The organism is Lactococcus sp. AK05 (assembly GCF_041026685.1).
Classification (GTDB): domain Bacteria; phylum Bacillota; class Bacilli; order Lactobacillales; family Streptococcaceae; genus Lactococcus; species Lactococcus lactis.
This window is the reverse complement of sequence record NZ_JBFTEI010000003.1, coordinates 18,353-34,610: the sequence shown is the minus strand read 5'-3', so window position 1 is coordinate 34,610 and position 16,258 is coordinate 18,353. Positions and strand designations below refer to the sequence as shown.

Here is a 16,258-nt window from a genome sequence, read left to right as displayed (position 1 = left end):
AACATCTTTTATTTTAAAATGAATTCTACCACAATTTAATCACAAGCGCAATCGTTTGCGAGATTTTATAATTCTTGATAGAGTTCAATGTATTGTTGAGCCTTCGTTCCCCAAGAAAAATCTTTACTCATTGCTGATAAAACCATTTTATTTAAGACTTCTGGTTCTTTTCCATAAACTTCAAGTGCACGATTAATCGTCTCCAATAAAATCTGTCCTTCAAAATCAACAAAACCAAATCCTGTTCCTTCTTTGCTAATAGGATTAAATGGAATCACAGTATCTTTCAAACCACCAATTTCATGAACGATTGGTAAAGTTCCATATCTCATTGCAATCATCTGTGATAGGCCACAAGGTTCAAAAGCAGATGGCATCAAGAAGAAATCAGAACCAGCATAAATTTCCTGAGCAAATTGAAGGTCAAATGCAATATTTGCTGACAACTTATCTGGATATTTTTGAGAAAAATATCTAAAACCTTCTTCAATTTCAGGGAAACCTGTTCCTAATAGGACAATTTGCACATTTTCTTCCAATACTTTTTCCAACTGACTCAAAACTAAATCAAATCCTTTTTGATTCGTTAAACGGGAGACCATCCCAATCAATGGAACATTTGGATTCAATGGTAATCCTGTTCGCTTTTGGAGTTCTGCTTTCATTTGACCTTTACCAGAAAGCTCTTCCTCGCTGAAATGGTAAGGAATTAATATATCATTTTCAGGATTATAGATATCATAATCTATCCCATTTAAAATTCCAGAAACTTTTCCATCTACATATTGCAAAATCGATTCTAAACCACAACCAAATTCTGAGGTCTGGATTTCCTTAGCGTAAGTTGGCGAAACTGTATTAACCCGATCCGCATATAAAATTCCTGTTTTTAACATATTTAGCATACCATTATGACGGACCACTCCTTCAAAATAGCGCTCCATTCCCATACCAAAAAGCTCACTTAAAGCATCTCCTTGCATCAAGCCTTGAAATTCAATATTATGAATGGTCAGTACTGTTTTAATTTTTTCATAGGCCTTAATCCAGTTGTATTTTTCTTTAAGTAAAAAGGGAACCATTGCAGTCTGCCAATCATTGACATGCAAAACATCTGGAATGAAATCTAACTTTTCTAAGAGTTGGCAAAGAGCCAAGTCAAAAAAGGCAAAGCGCTCTCCATCATCGCCATAACCATAGAGTTGTCCCCTACCAAAATAATGTTCATTATCTAGAAAATAATACTTCACACCCTCTTTTTCTAGACTTTTAACTCCAACATATTCGTGTCGCCAACCAACATCAACAAAATCATAAAATTCATCTTTTAAAAGTGAACGATATTCTTCTTTCATTTCATTCTTAAAATAAGGAAGGATCACAGCAACTGAATCTATCTCACTTTTTTTAGCCAATTCTTTGGGCAGTGCTCCAGCTACATCTCCAAGTCCTCCCGTCTTAAAAAAGGGGGCACATTCACTTGATGCAAATAAAACTTTCATTTTTCTCTCTTTCATTTCCTCTTTAAAATATAATTCTTTTTTTGAATTTTATTCAAGAACGCCGATAAATATTATCAGCGTCATTTGTCTTCTATAAGATATCTGCGGTAACAACTGTTCCTTTAGGAATCACTACTGGTTTTTCTGAACTACCAATAATTTTGACATTATTTTCGACAACCACTCCTTTATCAATGATGGCAAATTTAACTTGAGCGCCACTTTTAACTTCAGAGTTGGTAAAAACTAATGATTCTTCAATTAAGGCATCATCTTGAATCTTAACTCCACGAGAAATGAGAGAATTTTTTACTTTACCATTGATCATACAACCAGAACCTAATTGACTATTCTCCACTTTACTATTCTCAGAAAAATAAGTGGGAACTTCATTTTTAATCTTAGTATAAACTGGTTGGCTACTATATAAAAGAGAGGTAAAATTTTGGGGGTCGAGCATGACCATATTGGCATCATAAAATGACTTAATATTAGTGATATTACTCATATAACCTGTGTATTCATAAGTATTCACATCATAGTTCTTCATATAAACACGAATGAGACGGGCAATTGAAGTCAATTCTCCTATATCTTGCATCTCTTTTATAAAATTAATCAACCAATCAGTGTTCACGATAAAGAGATTCAAACAAAGAGCTTCTTTTTCTTGGGGATTTTCTAATTGATTAACATAACAGTTACTCATTTTCCCTGATTCATCAAAACGAAGAATAGTATCATACTCACTTGCTAAATCTGGAGAAACTTTTTTATAAACGGTGGTTATTTCCTTACCTGCCAATTTATGTATTTTAAGAACAGCCGTTAAATCGACATTACAAATAAATTTACTGCCCAAAAGAACCGTATATGGTGCTTTAGATTTACGCAGAAAATTTAACTGTTGAGCAAAATAATCCTTACCTTGTTCCCTTAAACGATCAAAATCTTGTTGAATATAGACAAAGTAACGACTATTAAAGCCATCCAAGCCCCATTCGCCACCTGAACCTAGATGGTCAAAAACAGATTGTGTTTCTCCCTCATTAAAGGTCATAAAAATATTATCTACATGGGCATTTGATAATGATGACAATGGAAAATCAATCAAACGATATTTACAATCAAAAGGAAGAGTAGCAATCGGACGAACCTCTGTTAAGGGGCTTAAGTGTTTGCTTGAAGAAATATTTGAGAGGATTGCTGCCATTTTATTACTATTGTTCATTTTTATTTTCTCCTTTAATTTCTCCGTGACCAATCACTGCGACTTCATTTTCACCGATTATTTCTACATTATCACCAATTTTTGCATTTTCACCAATGATTGCATTTTTGATTGTAACGTTTTCCCCAATAAATGTCCCAGACATAATGAAACTGTCCTCAATCACTGTTCCTTCTTGAACATGGACATTCTGTGAAAGGATTGAATGAATAACTGTTCCATCAACGTAACAGCCGTCACCAACAAGTGCATTTTTTACATTGGATTTTTCTGTGATAAACTGTGGAGCTGAAATATCATTATGTGAATAAATCCGCCAAGATTTATCTGTAATATTTAGTTCATTATTTAAATCAAGAAATTCCATACTGGATTGATGAAGAGAATCAATGGTTCCAACGTCTTTCCAATATCCCTTAAAGCGGTAAGCAAACACATTTTCTCCAGCTTCAATATAAGCCGGGATAACATCTCCACCGAAATCTTCCATTGGATTTCCTTTCGAGTAACCGTTCACAAGAACTTCGCGAAGCCTTTTCCAATTGAAAATATAAATTCCCATTGAAGCAAGATTTGATTTTGGTTCTTTAGGTTTTTCTTCAAATTCAATAATTCGGTCATTATCGTCGGTGTTCATGATTCCAAAACGGCTTGCTTCTTCAAGCGGAACTTCCATTACCGAAACTGTTAAACTGGCTTCACGTTCTTTGTGGCTTTCTAACATGGCTTCATAATCCATTTTATAAATATGATCTCCCGAGAGAATGAGAACATATTCTGGATTTTGCTGGTCAATATAAGAGATATTTTGATAAACAGCGTGAGAGGTTCCTTCAAACCATTTAGAACCTTCTTGTGAAGAATAGGGTTGGAGAATAGTGACTCCACTATTGATTCCATTTAACCCCCATGGTGCTCCATTTCCAATATGAGCATTTAGAGTTAAAGGTTGGTACTGAGTAATGACGCCAACATTTTTTACATTGGAATTTGCACAATTTGATAAGGCAAAATCAATGATACGATAACGACCACCAAAAGGAACAGCAGGTTTTGCAACATCTTTTGTCAATTTACCTAAACGCGTCCCTTGACCACCAGCAAGAATAAGACCAAGCATTTCAATTGCCATAATGAAACCTCCATTTTTTCACAAAATTTTTGTTTTTTTATATATTTATTATTATTTTATAATTTATACTTTCTAATTCAAAATGATTTACTTTGAAATTTAATAGGCTCTTTTACTTTCTTTGATAAATTTCTTTAAAAATTCAGTCCAATCCTGATTATCAATCAATGTTTCAAGTTGACAATGCAATCGGTAATTCCAGTAATGGTATGGATTTGCTGGAATATTAATTTGTTCGGATTTTGCATCTTCTTTTCGCAATTGTTCACTCATTGCTAACCAATCTTGAATAGGTAAGATAACCATCATCGCATTGGAGTTTAAATGTCTTTTAACTATCTCTTGGATAATTTCTGCACTTGCATAATAAGGAGCTTCGCCATACCAACCCATGACTTCATTGTAGTAACGTTGAATTTCCTCATGATTTTCTTCCCACCAAGCTCTTAGTGGACTTGTATCGTGACTTGAAGTCGTTAGGACCGATAAATAGGGAACTTCGTTTAAAGGACTGACAAATCGATTATCTGAAGGCATTCTCTCAATTATCAAACGTAGAATATTAAGATGATTCATGACATCTGGTACATTGGCGGGAACCATTCCTAAATCTTCACCACAAGCTAACATGTTCGTAGCATCTTTTAAAACTGGTAATTTTTCATAGGCCTTTTCTTTCCAAAATTCATAATTCCTTCCATAAAAATAGTCATTATAAAGTTTTTCAAGCCGTCCTTTATAGTCATCACCAAATTCTCGAAAGCTGATTGTTTGCATTAAAGAAATACGTGGATGATATTTCTCTAGATTCTCATCATCTTTTAATAATATTATATTTTCATGTAATTTATAAAGTCCTTCTCGCACCCAATCTTCTAATTGAGCTTTTTCTACTTTTTTCTGGTTATTATACTCATTTTGAAATGTATAATTTCCATTACCTATATAATCCAGAAATGTTTGAATAATCCAATCTCGATTATCTCGCCCAAAAATTTCATCAATTACCCAATCCTTGATGAAAGGATTAATAAACCGCTCGAGGCCCCATTGTCTTAATGGAATACCATAGTTATTTTCAATTTCTTCTGCTGACAAGGCAATAGCTGGTGAAAATTGGCCCAATAAACCTCTTACGGAATCCTCTGGCATCTGCCATATTCTAAAGAAACCAAGAATATGGTCCAGCCGATAAGCATCAAAATAATTAGACATGGCTGTTAACCGTTTTTTCCACCATGCATAACCATCTTCGGCCATTTTTTTCCAATTGTAGGTTGGAAAGCCCCAATTTTGTCCATTTACAGCAAAAATATCAGGAGGAGCGCCAGCTTGTTTATCAAGATGAAAAAGTTCTGGATGAGTCCAAGCGTCTACGGAATCATGAGCAATTCCAATTGCGATATCTCCTTTTAGTGCAATTCCTAATTGATGACAATAGTCAACGGCTTCTGAAAGTTGATAATGCAAAAGGTACTGCACAAAGATATATAAATCCAATTGGTTACTTTCTGAAGTTAACTTTTCAAAGAAATCTTCACTATAAGTGGCATACTTTCCCCAATTCATAAAATTAGCACTTTGATTGATATCTCTTAAATACGAAAATGCCGCATAGGCCTTTAACCAATCCTCATTTTGCTGATAAAATTGCTGATAATCTTTGCTTGCTTTAAATTTATGAGCTGAGTTTTGATAAATAATTTCAGCATATTCCCATTTTAAGGCTAATGCTTTTTCATAATCTATTTTTTCTAAAGCATTTAATTCTAATTCCGCGATGAGAAGCTTTTCTTGTTGAATTTTTGTGTAAGAATCCCAAAAGATGTGAATATCTAAATAAATTGGATGCAATGCAAAAACAGAAATGGCACGATAAGGATATGAATCACGCCAGTCCATAAAAGTACTGGTATCATTAATTGGTAATAATTGAATGATGTCCATCCCAGAACGGTGGGCAAAATCGGCTAACTCTTTCAAATCTGAAAATTGCCCTACCCCACTTGAGTTTTCAGTTCTTAGTGAAAAAACTGGAACTGCTATCCCTGTATGGTAAGCTTTTTCTCCGTAAGGTTCAATTGAAAAATTATTGGTGAGCATTTTTACTCCTTAATTCTCTAAAAATAGTGTAGAATCGCAAAAGAAAACGTTTTCTTTTATTATATATCTTTTAAAAAAAATATACCAATATTTAGTGTGATTTTTCAGAAAATTAATAAGTAATGTTAAATAAGATAACTCATTAATTACAAAAGCTAGAAAAACGTAATAAAAAAAAGCTACAGATAAAATTATCGGTAACTTTTTTATTAATTTTATTTTAAGAAGTTAGTTAATACACCATTGATGAATCGGCTTGATTTTTCATCACTAAAGTCTTTTGAAAGCTCAACTGCTTCATTGACCGCAACAACATCAGGTGTTTCTGTATATAATATTTCATAACTAGAAACTTGAAGGATTGCTTGTTCAACAAGAGTCAAACGTGAAAATGACCAAGTTTTTGCCAAATATTTAGAAATATTTGCTTCCAAATCTTCTTTTTTATCTAAAACTCCATCAACAAGTTGTGTAAAGTATTCAGGAGCTTCAAGATCTTCTGGACGGTCATTATCATAATTGAGAACAAAGCGTTTTGTATTTTTCAAAAGCTCTGACAATTGTGATTGAGCATTATTTTCTGCTTGTGCTAATTGTTCATCAAGTTCTTCTTTTAAAGTACTTGGAGTGAATAAATCACTTGTATATTTTTCAAGAACATTTTCATGAAGGAACGAGAAGGTTTTTTGGAAAGTTTCAAGAGATTGTTCAGCTGTCGCATTTTCTGGAAGATTTTTGAAAAATTCTAGAACTTTTGGCGCAACAGGTTCTTCATCAAGTTCAATTTGGAACAAACGAATCAATTTCAAATTTGCCATGACACCAACAAATAAATTTGTTGCTTCATATTCATTCATTTTCTTAGCGTAACCACCAAAATCTCGCATGAAAGCAAGAGCTTTAGCAACCGTTGTTTTCTCGATATCTTTAAGTCCAAGAATTTCATAAATTTCATAAATGGCTTCTAAAGGTTGAGAAAGTCCTTTTGGAAATTTACGAACAGTAATTCGTTCATCACGAAAATCAACGTCAAAACGAACAGTTTGAGAAAGTTCTTCTTCTAATTTCTCGACGTTTTCTCTAAAAGAGCTTACGACATTTGTTGCCATTTCTTTTTGGACAGCATAAGAAAATAAAACCTGGACCGCTCGTTGACGAATCTGGTGTTGAGTGAGCGTCTTAGGCATCAAAAAATCCCTCATCAAACAAGTCTTCAAGCGCTGGTTTTGGTTGTTTTTCAGTCATAATTCCGACAACGTGGATATTGACTTCATCAACAATAATCTCAGTAGCTTGGGCAACTGCTTCTTTCACTTCTTTTTGGATTTTTGTAGCAACGGTTGGTAGGCTTACACCGTAAGTAAGGTACACATAGATATCAACAGCTACTTTATCGTCTTTTGAGTCAATATAAACACCACGGCCTTCATTTTTCTTACCAAGGCGGTCTGAAAAACGTTTGTTACGAAGGGCGTGTACCCCTTCGATTTTGGCTGTTGTAATACCGATAATTACTTCAAGAACTTCAGGGGCAATGACGATATCCCCAAGTTCTTCAGAATGTACAGTTTTTTCTGCCATTTTGATTTCTCCTTTTGTCTTTGCAAATTTTTCCAATTGGAAAAATTTCACTTACAAAATGAATTTTCTTTACTGACGAAGTCTTTAAACTTCATAAAGTTACTGACAAAAGGCTGTCAGTAACTTTTTTCAGTAATCGTACTTAATTAAGCACGTTTCAAGTATTCACCTGTTTGTGTGTTGATTTCAAGTTTTGTTCCAGCTTCAACGAAATCAGGAACGTTAACAACAAGACCAGTTTCCATAGTTGCTGGTTTACCAGAACCTGTTACTGTTGCACCTTTAATAGATGGTTGTGTTTCAGTAACTTCAAGAACAACTGTTGTTGGAAGTTGAATACCAATTACTTCTGTACCGTAAAATTGAATTTTAACATCTGTATTTTCAAGAACATAAAGAAGTTCATCTTTAACTTGTTCTACTGGAATTTCATATTGTTCGTAAGTTTCATTATTCATGAAATTAGCAATACCATCCATTGAGTAGAGGTATTGTGCTGTTACAGTTTCAATAACAGCTTGTTCAAACTTATCTTCAGGACGGTAAGTGTCATCAAAAGTTGAACCTGAGCGTACGTCTTTAAGTTTCATACGCATGATTGTATTCCCTTTACCTGGTTTGTGATGACTTGCTTCCATAACGCGGAGAAGTTTTTCCCCATTCAAAAATGTCATGCCTGATTTAAGGTCTTTTGCTAAAACCATGTTTATGTTTCTCCTAGTATTTATAAATTTAGATATTCTGTCATTTTTCTTTTGTCAGCAATTTTTCTGTACACAAAAGAAGTGAAATGACAGGATTTAACATCTTATTTTATCACAAGTTATTGCTTTTTTCAAATAACGATAAGCTCTTTTGGGGCTTTTGTTAAGACTTCACAGCCATTTTCTGTCACTAATAAGTCATCTTCAATTCTGACTCCACCAAATTCAGGAATATAAATTCCTGGCTCATCTGTAATGACCATCCCAGCTTCCAAGTGATTTTCTGTCATTGATTGATTAAAATAAGGAATTTCATGAACATCTAAACCAAGTCCATGTCCAATTCCATGCGTAAAATACTGACCAAAATCGGCTTCTTCAATGACGGTACGCGGAACCTTATCATATTCGGCATAAGTCATTCCCGCTTTAACTTCTTTGATAAGTGCTTTATTAGCCTTACGCACGGTTTCATAAATTGTTCGCATCTTGTCGTCTACAGAACCCACGAAAATTGTTCTGGTCATATCGCTAGCATAATGTTCATAATAACAACCAAAATCAATGGTCACTGGGTCGCCAAATTGAATCATTTTACTGGTCGCAACGCCATGAGGCAAGCTACTTCTCTTGCCTGAGGCAACAATGGTTTCAAAGGAAATTCCGCTCGCCTCTAAATCACGCATTTTGAAATCAAGAAAATTAGCAACTTCAATTTCAGTTCGGCCCGGCTCAATGAATTTTAAAGCTGACATAAACGCTTCATCAGCAATTGCACAGGCTTTTTTTATCAAATCAATCTCTGTGTCATCTTTAAATTGGCGCAATTCCAAAACAAAATTACTTGTGGCTAAAAGTTCTAATCCTGGAGTCGCTTCAGAAAGTCTTTTAAAGAAAGCATAGTCAACTGTTTCTTCAAAAGCTATATTTTTAATTGATTCACTTGCTGACAGGTCTGTCAGTAAACTTATTGGATCTCTTGTTTCGATAATTTCAAAATCACTAATCAATCCACGCGCCATTTCACTATAACGGCTGTCTGTCATAAAAATATTTCGCTTCGCTGTCAAAAAAACTGTGCCCGCGGTTCCAGAAAATCCTGTCAGATAAAAGATATTCTTCATATCAGTAATCAATAAACTATCAATATTTTCTGTCAGCATTTTTGCTTTTAATTTTTCAATTCTCATTTTATTCTCCTTTAAATTAAGAATTAAACTTTAAAATATTTCTTCATTTTCTTACATGATAACACAAAAACGCTAACATGAGTTAACGTTTCCTTTTAATTTATTTTTTAAGCGGAAGTAGGGCATCAGCTAATTTAGCAAATTCTTCAATAGACAAGGCTTCACCACGAATTGTTGGCGATATTTCTGCTTGTGCCAATAATTTTTCAATTTCAGGTTTACTTTCTTTACCAAAAGCTGCTTGTAAATTATTCATCAATGTTTTACGACGATGTACAAAACTGCTGTGCATCGTTTTAAAGAACCATTCTTCATCTTCTACTTCAACCAATGGTGCTTCACGACGAACCATTTTCAAAATGGCTGAATCAACATTTGGTGCTGGAATAAAGACCGTTCGAGGTACAATAAAGGCTACACTTGCTTCCATATAATATTGAACAGCAATTGATAATGAGCCGTAAGCTTTCGTTTTAGGACTTGCAGCAATTCGGTCTGCCACTTCTTTTTGCATCATCACTACAAATTCTGAAAATGGAATTTTACTTTCAATCAAATGCATCAAAATCGGTGTTGTGATGTAATAAGGTAAATTCGCAACCACTTTGATTGGTAAATTTGGATTTTTAAATTTTTGAATTTCCGAAAGTAAATCAACTTTCAAAATATCAGCCGAAACCAAGGTAAAATTATCGTAAGGCGCCATCGTTTCTTCTAAAATTGGAATCAAAGATTTGTCAATTTCAAAAGCCATCACTTCAGCTGCTTCTTCCAATAAATATTGGGTCAAAGAACCAATACCTGGGCCAATTTCAATGACATTTACTTCTTTTGAAAGTACAGCGGTTTGAGTAATTTTTGTCAGAATATTATGGTCTGTCAGGAAATTTTGTCCAAATTTTTTCTTAAAATTAAAATCATGGCGACGTAAAATGTCCTGAGTACGGATAATATTGGAAATGCGGTCTATATTGTTTTCTGTCATTTTTTCTTTCTTTTACTTTTTATGTATTTTAAAACTGATATTAAGTTTTTGTCAGTAAATTTTACTGACAGAAACCATTGATGTATTCTATCAGCGACATTTATCTTCTGTCAGTAATTCTTCATTACATTTTCAATTTGTTCTTTTGTAATTTTAAACATGTTAAGTCGTTTCTTAATTTGTTTTCCATTCGCATAACCAATTCTGAGTTGCTCACAAAGAAATTCTCGACGTTTTCTACTGTCAGCGGCCATAACTAAGCCAAAGCTCATTAAATCATTTTGTGTCAGCTCTGTCAGTAATTCTTTTTTACTGACAGAACTTCTGTCAGAGGATGGTCCTTGCGTTTTAGCACTTCCAAATTCATCAGTAACTTTTTCTCCACCAAATACTTCTGCCAAAGCCTGATTCAGTGCTTCAAAATTTGCATGCTCAACTCCTAAAGAACCTTTTCCTTTAGGTATTGCCTCATCACGATTTAAAAACGCATGTTTAGCATTTGGAACGGCTTGCATTATGATTTTACGAATTCGTTCTCCTTGGAAATCTGGATCAGTAAAAACAATAATTCCTCGCTTATCTTCTAACCTCTTTAGTCGTTCTAAATCTCTGTCATCAATAGATGAACCTCCTGTTTCATAGGTCTCACAGTCAAAATAACGCTTAAGATTCGCTGTGTCATCTCGTCCCTCTACCACAATTACTTCATTAATTTTTTGCTTTTCTACCATAATTTGCTAAATATTTCTCTTTATCTTTTCGATTTTTAAGGATAATCACTTTACTTTCAACATTAAATTCTTTTATTTTTTGCTCAATCTGTGGAAACTCTTTTTCAGGAAAGGTCCAAACAAATTTTAAAAATTCCAGATATTCCTTGTCCCATTTTTCTTTAAACTCTTCAGCAATATCTGGACGATTTTTACCAAAAACACGACTCTTAATCGAGCGCTTAATCACCCGAAACATTGTTTTTAAACGGGGTGTCTTCAACCAGATTATTTCATCAGCAAAAGGTAATCGCTCATCTAAAGTTGAACCGTAATTTCCATCAATAATCACATTCTCATTTTGAAAAATAAAAATTCTTGTCGCCTCACGTAACTTTTCTCTGGCAATTTCACTTGGATATTTATGAAAAACCTTATCTAAATGCAAAATAGGATAACTTGTAATTTTTCCTAGTTCTCTTGCAAAAGTTGATTTACCACTTCCTGAACTACCAATAATCATAATTTTCATAAAAATAGCTCCTATCCAAATCAAAATAAATACAAATTTATTTTTTCAAACCAAAAATTCTCAAAGCATTTTCTGTTGTCGCTTTAGCCATTTCATCAGCAGAAATTTCACGTAATTCAGCAATTTTCTCAACAATAAATTTTGTGTAAGCTGGTCTATTTTCTTTTCCACGATATGGCATTGGCGTTAAATAAGGAGCATCAGTTTCCACTAAAATTTTATCCAAAGGAACTGTAGCCGCAGCCTCCTGAACATCAAGAGCCTTCTTAAAAGTGACTACACCTGAAAAAGAAATCATCATTCCAAGCTCTACAAATTTGAGTGCCTCATCGGCTGTCCCAGAAAACGAATGCATAATCGCACCAGCAGAACCAACGCCTTCTGATTTAATAATTTCATAAGTATCATCAAGAGCATCACGTGTATGTACTTGAAAAGGCAGACCCATTTCCTTAGAAATCTGAATTTGTCTTCTAAAAACTCGTTCTTGTTCTTCTTTCGGACGGACCATCCAGTGATAATCCAAACCAATTTCTCCAAGAGCAATAACTTTTTTTGCTGACAGCTTGGTCAGTAAATAATTTTCAGCTTGGTCATCAAATTCAGCAGCATCATCAGGATGCCAGCCAATTGTTGCGTAGCATTCTTCAAATTTCTCAGCCAACAAAAGTGCTGCATCATTTAATTCATAATTACCTCCAACATTATTAATTCTTGTCACTCCAAATGTTTGAGCTTGGACTAATTCATCTTGAATCCGCCCTTCAAATTCACTAGTATTTAGATGTGTATGTGTATCAAAAATTTCCATTATATTTTTATTTATACTTCCTTATTCTTCCTCAAAAGTCTCTAACAATAGTTTTTAGAAGAATTTCAAAAATTGATATTCCCTAATCTTCCTCATGATTCTTTTTGCTTTGGTTAATTCTTGGTTAGTCTCTTGGTTAGTTATTTTAGAGATTAATTTGGTTCAATTTTTGACTAATTTCATTTTTAATTGTACCACTTATATGAGAATAAATCCTCAGAGTGATTGACTCATCTCTATGACCAACTCGTTCCATAATTGCTTTAATTGGTACTCCAAGTTCCACAAGTAATGATACATGAGAATGTCTCAATAAATGGATACCGTATTTTCTTTCATTTCCTAATACTTTTTGACAATTATCACAAATAAACTTATAAAATACAGGTTGTCTGAAAATTCCACCAACCGCATTTACAAAAACAAACTTATCATCTAAACAGTTTTTTTGGAAATAATCAATAATTTCCAAGCAACGATTACTTAAACTAATTGTACGAATCGAACCTACCGTTTTAGGTGTTTGAATAACTCGATCATCATATTTTGCAACACGATATTCTAAAGTGTGGTCAATTCTTAGTAACTTATTTTTGAAATCAACATCTTGATAACGAATAGAAGCAAATTCACCGAATCTACATCCTGTTAGGAAAATAAATTCCATAGCTAAAGTGTATCTTATATTTTTTTTATAAGATTTGCAAAATATCAAAACAGAACTCATTTCTTCTTTACTTAAAAATTTTTCATTTGCTCGTTCTAATGTTTCAATTTCTAACCTTACTTTAGGTAATACTACTTTGTCAGCTGGATTTGAATCAATATACCCGATGTTTTCAGCATACTTGAACAAAATTCTAATGTAAATTCTGCGATTTTTTCTTGTTGAATTCGCAATATCTAATTCCATTAAATAACTTTGTATATCTGCGGTCGTCACTTCTGAGACTTTATATTTTGAAAATTTTTCGATAAATCCTTTTAAAGAAATTTGCTCCGCTACAAAACTTGCTGGCTTAACATCTTGTTTTCTAATTACAACCCATTCTTCATAAATTTCTTGTACCGTCTTATTTTGAACGATTTGTTCCTGAATCTCGTTAGCAGTTGGTACTTTTTTTGATTGCTCTATTTTTCTTGCTAATCTATTTTTAGCTTCTGATTGAGCAACCCTTGATTTTGATTTTAATGTGACCGTTACTTGTCGCCATTTATTCCTCTTTTCATCAAAGTATTTTTCAAAGTATCTATATTTTCCACTATCAAGTTGCTTATAAAACATATTTCCTCCTTTTACCAAAGATAAAAGAAAGCTATACAGCACTTATATTATATCATATCTGCATATTACTTTTATCTTTTTTCTAAATTGTACTTTCTCTTATTTTTTGCTTATATTCAAGAAAAGATTTATAACCCTGGACATTTATATAAACACGTTTATGACTTGGTCGTAATATATAAACATTAAATTCAGTCCGTCTCATTTCAGTTAAATCATTATTAAGTGTTTTTATAGGTACATCAAATAATTCTGAAATTCCCCGTTTATCTTTATAATTTTCTTCCATTTTTTTCCTCCAACAAAAAATAGAGCAAGATTTTTCTTGCTCTTTACTTAAACTTTAAATATCTCTAATATATCCATGACTTGTTTTTGAATAATCACCAATCGCTAAATCTCGACCATAAGCACCAAAGTTAAAATATCTTTGTAACGTTTCTACACTTAGAACTTCTAAACCGCCCATTTGCTCAATTAATTCTTGTGCCAAATCTTCATCATTTTCTGCTTCCACAAAGTCCAAATCATCTTTATTATTGATAATATCATCAATACTATAAATTTCAAGAAAATCTTTTAAATGTTCTATGTCAGAAATTTCTTCTAATTTTTCCGCATACTCATTGAGTTCCTGAATTGACGAATACTCGCCTACTTTATAACCGTAAAAATTTTCAAAGTCATGTATTGCATATTCTTCCCCATGCTCTACATCTAAAAGTAAATCTGATTTAATTCTCGAAAAATCAACAGGTAATTCATACCACTTACCCCTTGTTCTTCCATTGTTATAACTGTTTAAATTTACAACATAAATTTTTGGTGTTTCCATTTTTGTTCCCTCTTATTTTCTAAATTAATAATTTAAGATACTCAGCCAGTTCATATCACTTAAATTTTTACTTTCAGCAAGTATTCCACTTATTGAAAATCCTTGCTTTTCTATATCATCCGCATATCTTTTTAGATAGCGAACACTATTATCTAAATTGTTCGCAAAAATACTTAATCTTTGACGATACCGTTGTTCCAATTGAACAAGGAAAATAACATGGTCAGAAAATACATGAATAAATGCTTTGTCTATCTGCAAATAACCCAACATTTTTTCTTCTAAGATTCCCCATTCTTTTTTAGATTTTATAATACTACTTTCTTGTATTGCTTTAATTTTCCCAATTGCTATTTTTAGTTGTTCAGCCCATGCTATAACTTCAGATAAAGTCGCATAAGGGTAAAGTCTTAATTCTCCTTCTATTTCTCGCAGTCTGTGGTCAAAGTGTCTAAAATTATTCTCTAATATCCTTTCTGACATTTTCCCACTTGCTCTAACTTCTTCAAGTTCGGTCATACTCTCTCCTTTCCATTGTTCGGAAATAACTTTCAAAATCCTAGAATTTTCAACGTGAAAACTAAGTTAATACCGAACATTAATCGACTATTTTTTATTTTCCTATCACATAATGTAATTGACTAGCTTGTGCTTTTGTTAAAACTTGGAAAGTATAAACTGTACTAAAGCCTGTTCCTGATTGTGAAATCAAGACTGAACCGTCTGAATGTATTGCTTCCACAAAAGCCACGTGACCGTAAACTGGGTCTGCATTCCATTGACCGCCTACTGTTTGACCACCGCTAAAGCTAACCGCACTATGGAGTGTCGGAGTTGTCGTTACTGTATAACCTGCTTGTTTTTGCCAATCAGCCCCATTTCCCATATACATTCCAAAAGTAATACCGAAATCTTTTGCTCGATTCCATGTGAACCAAGTACATTGTTTATACTCATAACTTGAAGCAATATAACCGCTTGTGTTAATTGGTTTATCCAAAGTCCAACCAGAAGGTATATCTGGAGTAATTCCTGAACCGCCACCAGTTCCACTATCACCACCAGTCGTCATGAACGTGTACCAATATTCCGCAAAACCTTGACGTTTTGGAATGCTATCAACCGCCCCTGCACGTTCCCACTTTCGCATAATATCTTCAGTCGTTTGCTTAACATTAGTTCCTTTGACTAATTGTTTAAGTAACGTTGAATCTGTACCGTCTTGCTCAAACATGAATTCAACTTGAAGATTAGTATCTGTCCAAGATTTTTTCTGACTTTTCGCATAGTTTAGCAAGTTTACTCGCCTGCCACTATCCCATTGAGCCAAGCCGAAAGCATAACCGCCTAAAGTGGTATCCATTGCTTTTGCTTCATTATAAGTTGCATTAGATTGAATAATTGAAGGTTGAAGTTCACTTTCTGCTTGATTATTACCAAGTAAAGCAGCCGCCCCTTCTTTCGTTCCACCTTCTTTTAGAACTCTATCCCAAATCACTTTGGCAGTTTGTTGCTGTGGTGTATTAGTATTAATATCTGTATCTGAAGAAGAATTTGAACCAACAAATAATGAAAAGAAAGCTAATATTGGCAATAAAAGCAACAAAAAAGGAAGGCTAACTAATATAACCTTCCGCTTAATTGCTTTTTCCATTTT

17 protein-coding genes are annotated in these 16,258 nt (G+C 33.5%); all 17 read right to left on the bottom strand.

What is annotated here, in order from left to right; all coding sequences use genetic code 11:
- Nucleotides 1–65 precede the first annotated feature (65 nt).
- The gene (gene glgA, locus AB6B24_RS07340; RefSeq protein WP_311804126.1) at nt 66–1,502 is read right to left on the bottom strand and encodes a glycogen synthase GlgA; all 1,437 of its coding nucleotides are present in this window, start codon (nt 1,500–1,502) and stop codon (nt 66–68) included.
- A 91-nt stretch (nt 1,503–1,593) separates the two neighbouring features.
- Nucleotides 1,594–2,733, bottom strand: a complete 1,140-nt coding sequence (glgD, locus tag AB6B24_RS07335) for a glucose-1-phosphate adenylyltransferase subunit GlgD (RefSeq protein ID WP_146977879.1) — start codon at nt 2,731–2,733, stop codon at nt 1,594–1,596.
- Nucleotides 2,723–3,865 (bottom strand): glucose-1-phosphate adenylyltransferase, encoded by a 1,143-nt coding sequence (locus AB6B24_RS07330; protein WP_047206612.1) that lies wholly within the window; start codon nt 3,863–3,865, stop codon nt 2,723–2,725. The genes glgD and AB6B24_RS07330 overlap by 11 nt, the downstream gene beginning before the upstream one ends.
- Nucleotides 3,866–3,964: 99 nt before the next feature.
- Entirely contained in the window at nt 3,965–5,968 is a 2,004-nt protein-coding gene (locus AB6B24_RS07325; protein ID WP_311805717.1) for a 4-alpha-glucanotransferase, read from the bottom strand.
- A 215-nt stretch (nt 5,969–6,183) separates the two neighbouring features.
- Complete coding sequence (gene nusB, locus AB6B24_RS07320) at nt 6,184–7,155, bottom strand: transcription antitermination factor NusB (RefSeq protein ID WP_029343571.1); 972 nt, start codon at nt 7,153–7,155, stop codon at nt 6,184–6,186.
- Nucleotides 7,148–7,549, bottom strand: coding sequence for an Asp23/Gls24 family envelope stress response protein (locus tag AB6B24_RS07315; protein ID WP_038599769.1), 402 nt, complete (start codon nt 7,547–7,549; stop codon nt 7,148–7,150). The genes nusB and AB6B24_RS07315 overlap by 8 nt, the downstream gene beginning before the upstream one ends.
- A 146-nt stretch (nt 7,550–7,695) precedes the next feature.
- Nucleotides 7,696–8,253 carry an elongation factor P gene (gene efp, locus AB6B24_RS07310; RefSeq protein WP_003129623.1) on the bottom strand — a complete coding sequence of 186 codons (558 nt, stop codon included), beginning with the start codon at nt 8,251–8,253 and terminating at the stop codon, nt 7,696–7,698.
- 131 nt (nt 8,254–8,384) lie between these two features.
- Nucleotides 8,385–9,443: a Xaa-Pro peptidase family protein gene (locus AB6B24_RS07305; RefSeq protein ID WP_311804120.1), complete on the bottom strand. Its 1,059-nt coding sequence runs from the start codon at nt 9,441–9,443 to the stop codon at nt 8,385–8,387.
- Nucleotides 9,444–9,543: 100 nt separating this feature from the next.
- A complete protein-coding gene (gene rsmA / locus AB6B24_RS07300) occupies nt 9,544–10,428 on the bottom strand; it encodes a 16S rRNA (adenine(1518)-N(6)/adenine(1519)-N(6))-dimethyltransferase RsmA (protein ID WP_023188909.1) in 885 nt (294 codons plus the stop codon).
- A 110-nt stretch (nt 10,429–10,538) separates the two neighbouring features.
- On the bottom strand, nt 10,539–11,159 hold the full coding sequence (gene rnmV / locus AB6B24_RS07295; RefSeq protein WP_311804119.1) for a ribonuclease M5: 621 nt from the start codon (nt 11,157–11,159) through the stop codon (nt 10,539–10,541).
- Nucleotides 11,137–11,670 (bottom strand): adenylate kinase, encoded by a 534-nt coding sequence (locus tag AB6B24_RS07290; RefSeq protein ID WP_311804118.1) that lies wholly within the window; start codon nt 11,668–11,670, stop codon nt 11,137–11,139. Before AB6B24_RS07290 ends, rnmV begins: the two co-directional genes overlap by 23 nt.
- A 37-nt stretch (nt 11,671–11,707) precedes the next feature.
- On the bottom strand, nt 11,708–12,481 hold the full coding sequence (locus tag AB6B24_RS07285; protein WP_311804117.1) for a TatD family hydrolase: 774 nt from the start codon (nt 12,479–12,481) through the stop codon (nt 11,708–11,710).
- A gap of 145 nt (nt 12,482–12,626) precedes the next feature.
- Nucleotides 12,627–13,766, bottom strand: a complete 1,140-nt coding sequence (locus AB6B24_RS07280) for a site-specific integrase (RefSeq protein ID WP_014570452.1) — start codon at nt 13,764–13,766, stop codon at nt 12,627–12,629.
- A gap of 82 nt (nt 13,767–13,848) precedes the next feature.
- The gene (xis, locus tag AB6B24_RS07275) at nt 13,849–14,055 is read right to left on the bottom strand and encodes an excisionase Xis (protein ID WP_014570451.1); all 207 of its coding nucleotides are present in this window, start codon (nt 14,053–14,055) and stop codon (nt 13,849–13,851) included.
- Between the two features lie 54 nt (nt 14,056–14,109).
- Nucleotides 14,110–14,601, bottom strand: a complete 492-nt coding sequence (locus tag AB6B24_RS07270) for an antirestriction protein ArdA (RefSeq protein ID WP_003131802.1) — start codon at nt 14,599–14,601, stop codon at nt 14,110–14,112.
- A 24-nt stretch (nt 14,602–14,625) separates the two neighbouring features.
- Nucleotides 14,626–15,120 (bottom strand): hypothetical protein, encoded by a 495-nt coding sequence (locus AB6B24_RS07265; protein ID WP_369164411.1) that lies wholly within the window; start codon nt 15,118–15,120, stop codon nt 14,626–14,628.
- A gap of 94 nt (nt 15,121–15,214) precedes the next feature.
- The gene (locus AB6B24_RS07260) at nt 15,215–16,255 is read right to left on the bottom strand and encodes a phage tail tip lysozyme (protein ID WP_369164409.1); all 1,041 of its coding nucleotides are present in this window, start codon (nt 16,253–16,255) and stop codon (nt 15,215–15,217) included.
- Between the last annotated feature and the right edge of the window lie 3 nt (nt 16,256–16,258).

Coding starts and splice junctions, on each gene's coding strand:
- glgA (WP_311804126.1), bottom strand. CDS start 1,502: ATGAAAGTTTTATTTGCATCAAGTGAATGTGCCCCCTTTTTTAAGACG.
- glgD (WP_146977879.1), bottom strand. CDS start 2,733: ATGAACAATAGTAATAAAATGGCAGCAATCCTCTCAAATATTTCTTCA.
- AB6B24_RS07330 (WP_047206612.1), bottom strand. CDS start 3,865: ATGGCAATTGAAATGCTTGGTCTTATTCTTGCTGGTGGTCAAGGGACG.
- AB6B24_RS07325 (WP_311805717.1), bottom strand. CDS start 5,968: ATGCTCACCAATAATTTTTCAATTGAACCTTACGGAGAAAAAGCTTAC.
- nusB (WP_029343571.1), bottom strand. CDS start 7,155: ATGCCTAAGACGCTCACTCAACACCAGATTCGTCAACGAGCGGTCCAG.
- AB6B24_RS07315 (WP_038599769.1), bottom strand. CDS start 7,549: ATGGCAGAAAAAACTGTACATTCTGAAGAACTTGGGGATATCGTCATT.
- efp (WP_003129623.1), bottom strand. CDS start 8,253: ATGGTTTTAGCAAAAGACCTTAAATCAGGCATGACATTTTTGAATGGG.
- AB6B24_RS07305 (WP_311804120.1), bottom strand. CDS start 9,443: ATGAGAATTGAAAAATTAAAAGCAAAAATGCTGACAGAAAATATTGAT.
- rsmA (WP_023188909.1), bottom strand. CDS start 10,428: ATGACAGAAAACAATATAGACCGCATTTCCAATATTATCCGTACTCAG.
- rnmV (WP_311804119.1), bottom strand. CDS start 11,159: ATGGTAGAAAAGCAAAAAATTAATGAAGTAATTGTGGTAGAGGGACGA.
- AB6B24_RS07290 (WP_311804118.1), bottom strand. CDS start 11,670: ATGAAAATTATGATTATTGGTAGTTCAGGAAGTGGTAAATCAACTTTT.
- AB6B24_RS07285 (WP_311804117.1), bottom strand. CDS start 12,481: ATGGAAATTTTTGATACACATACACATCTAAATACTAGTGAATTTGAA.
- AB6B24_RS07280 (WP_014570452.1), bottom strand. CDS start 13,766: ATGTTTTATAAGCAACTTGATAGTGGAAAATATAGATACTTTGAAAAA.
- xis (WP_014570451.1), bottom strand. CDS start 14,055: ATGGAAGAAAATTATAAAGATAAACGGGGAATTTCAGAATTATTTGAT.
- AB6B24_RS07270 (WP_003131802.1), bottom strand. CDS start 14,601: ATGGAAACACCAAAAATTTATGTTGTAAATTTAAACAGTTATAACAAT.
- AB6B24_RS07265 (WP_369164411.1), bottom strand. CDS start 15,120: ATGACCGAACTTGAAGAAGTTAGAGCAAGTGGGAAAATGTCAGAAAGG.
- AB6B24_RS07260 (WP_369164409.1), bottom strand. CDS start 16,255: ATGGAAAAAGCAATTAAGCGGAAGGTTATATTAGTTAGCCTTCCTTTT.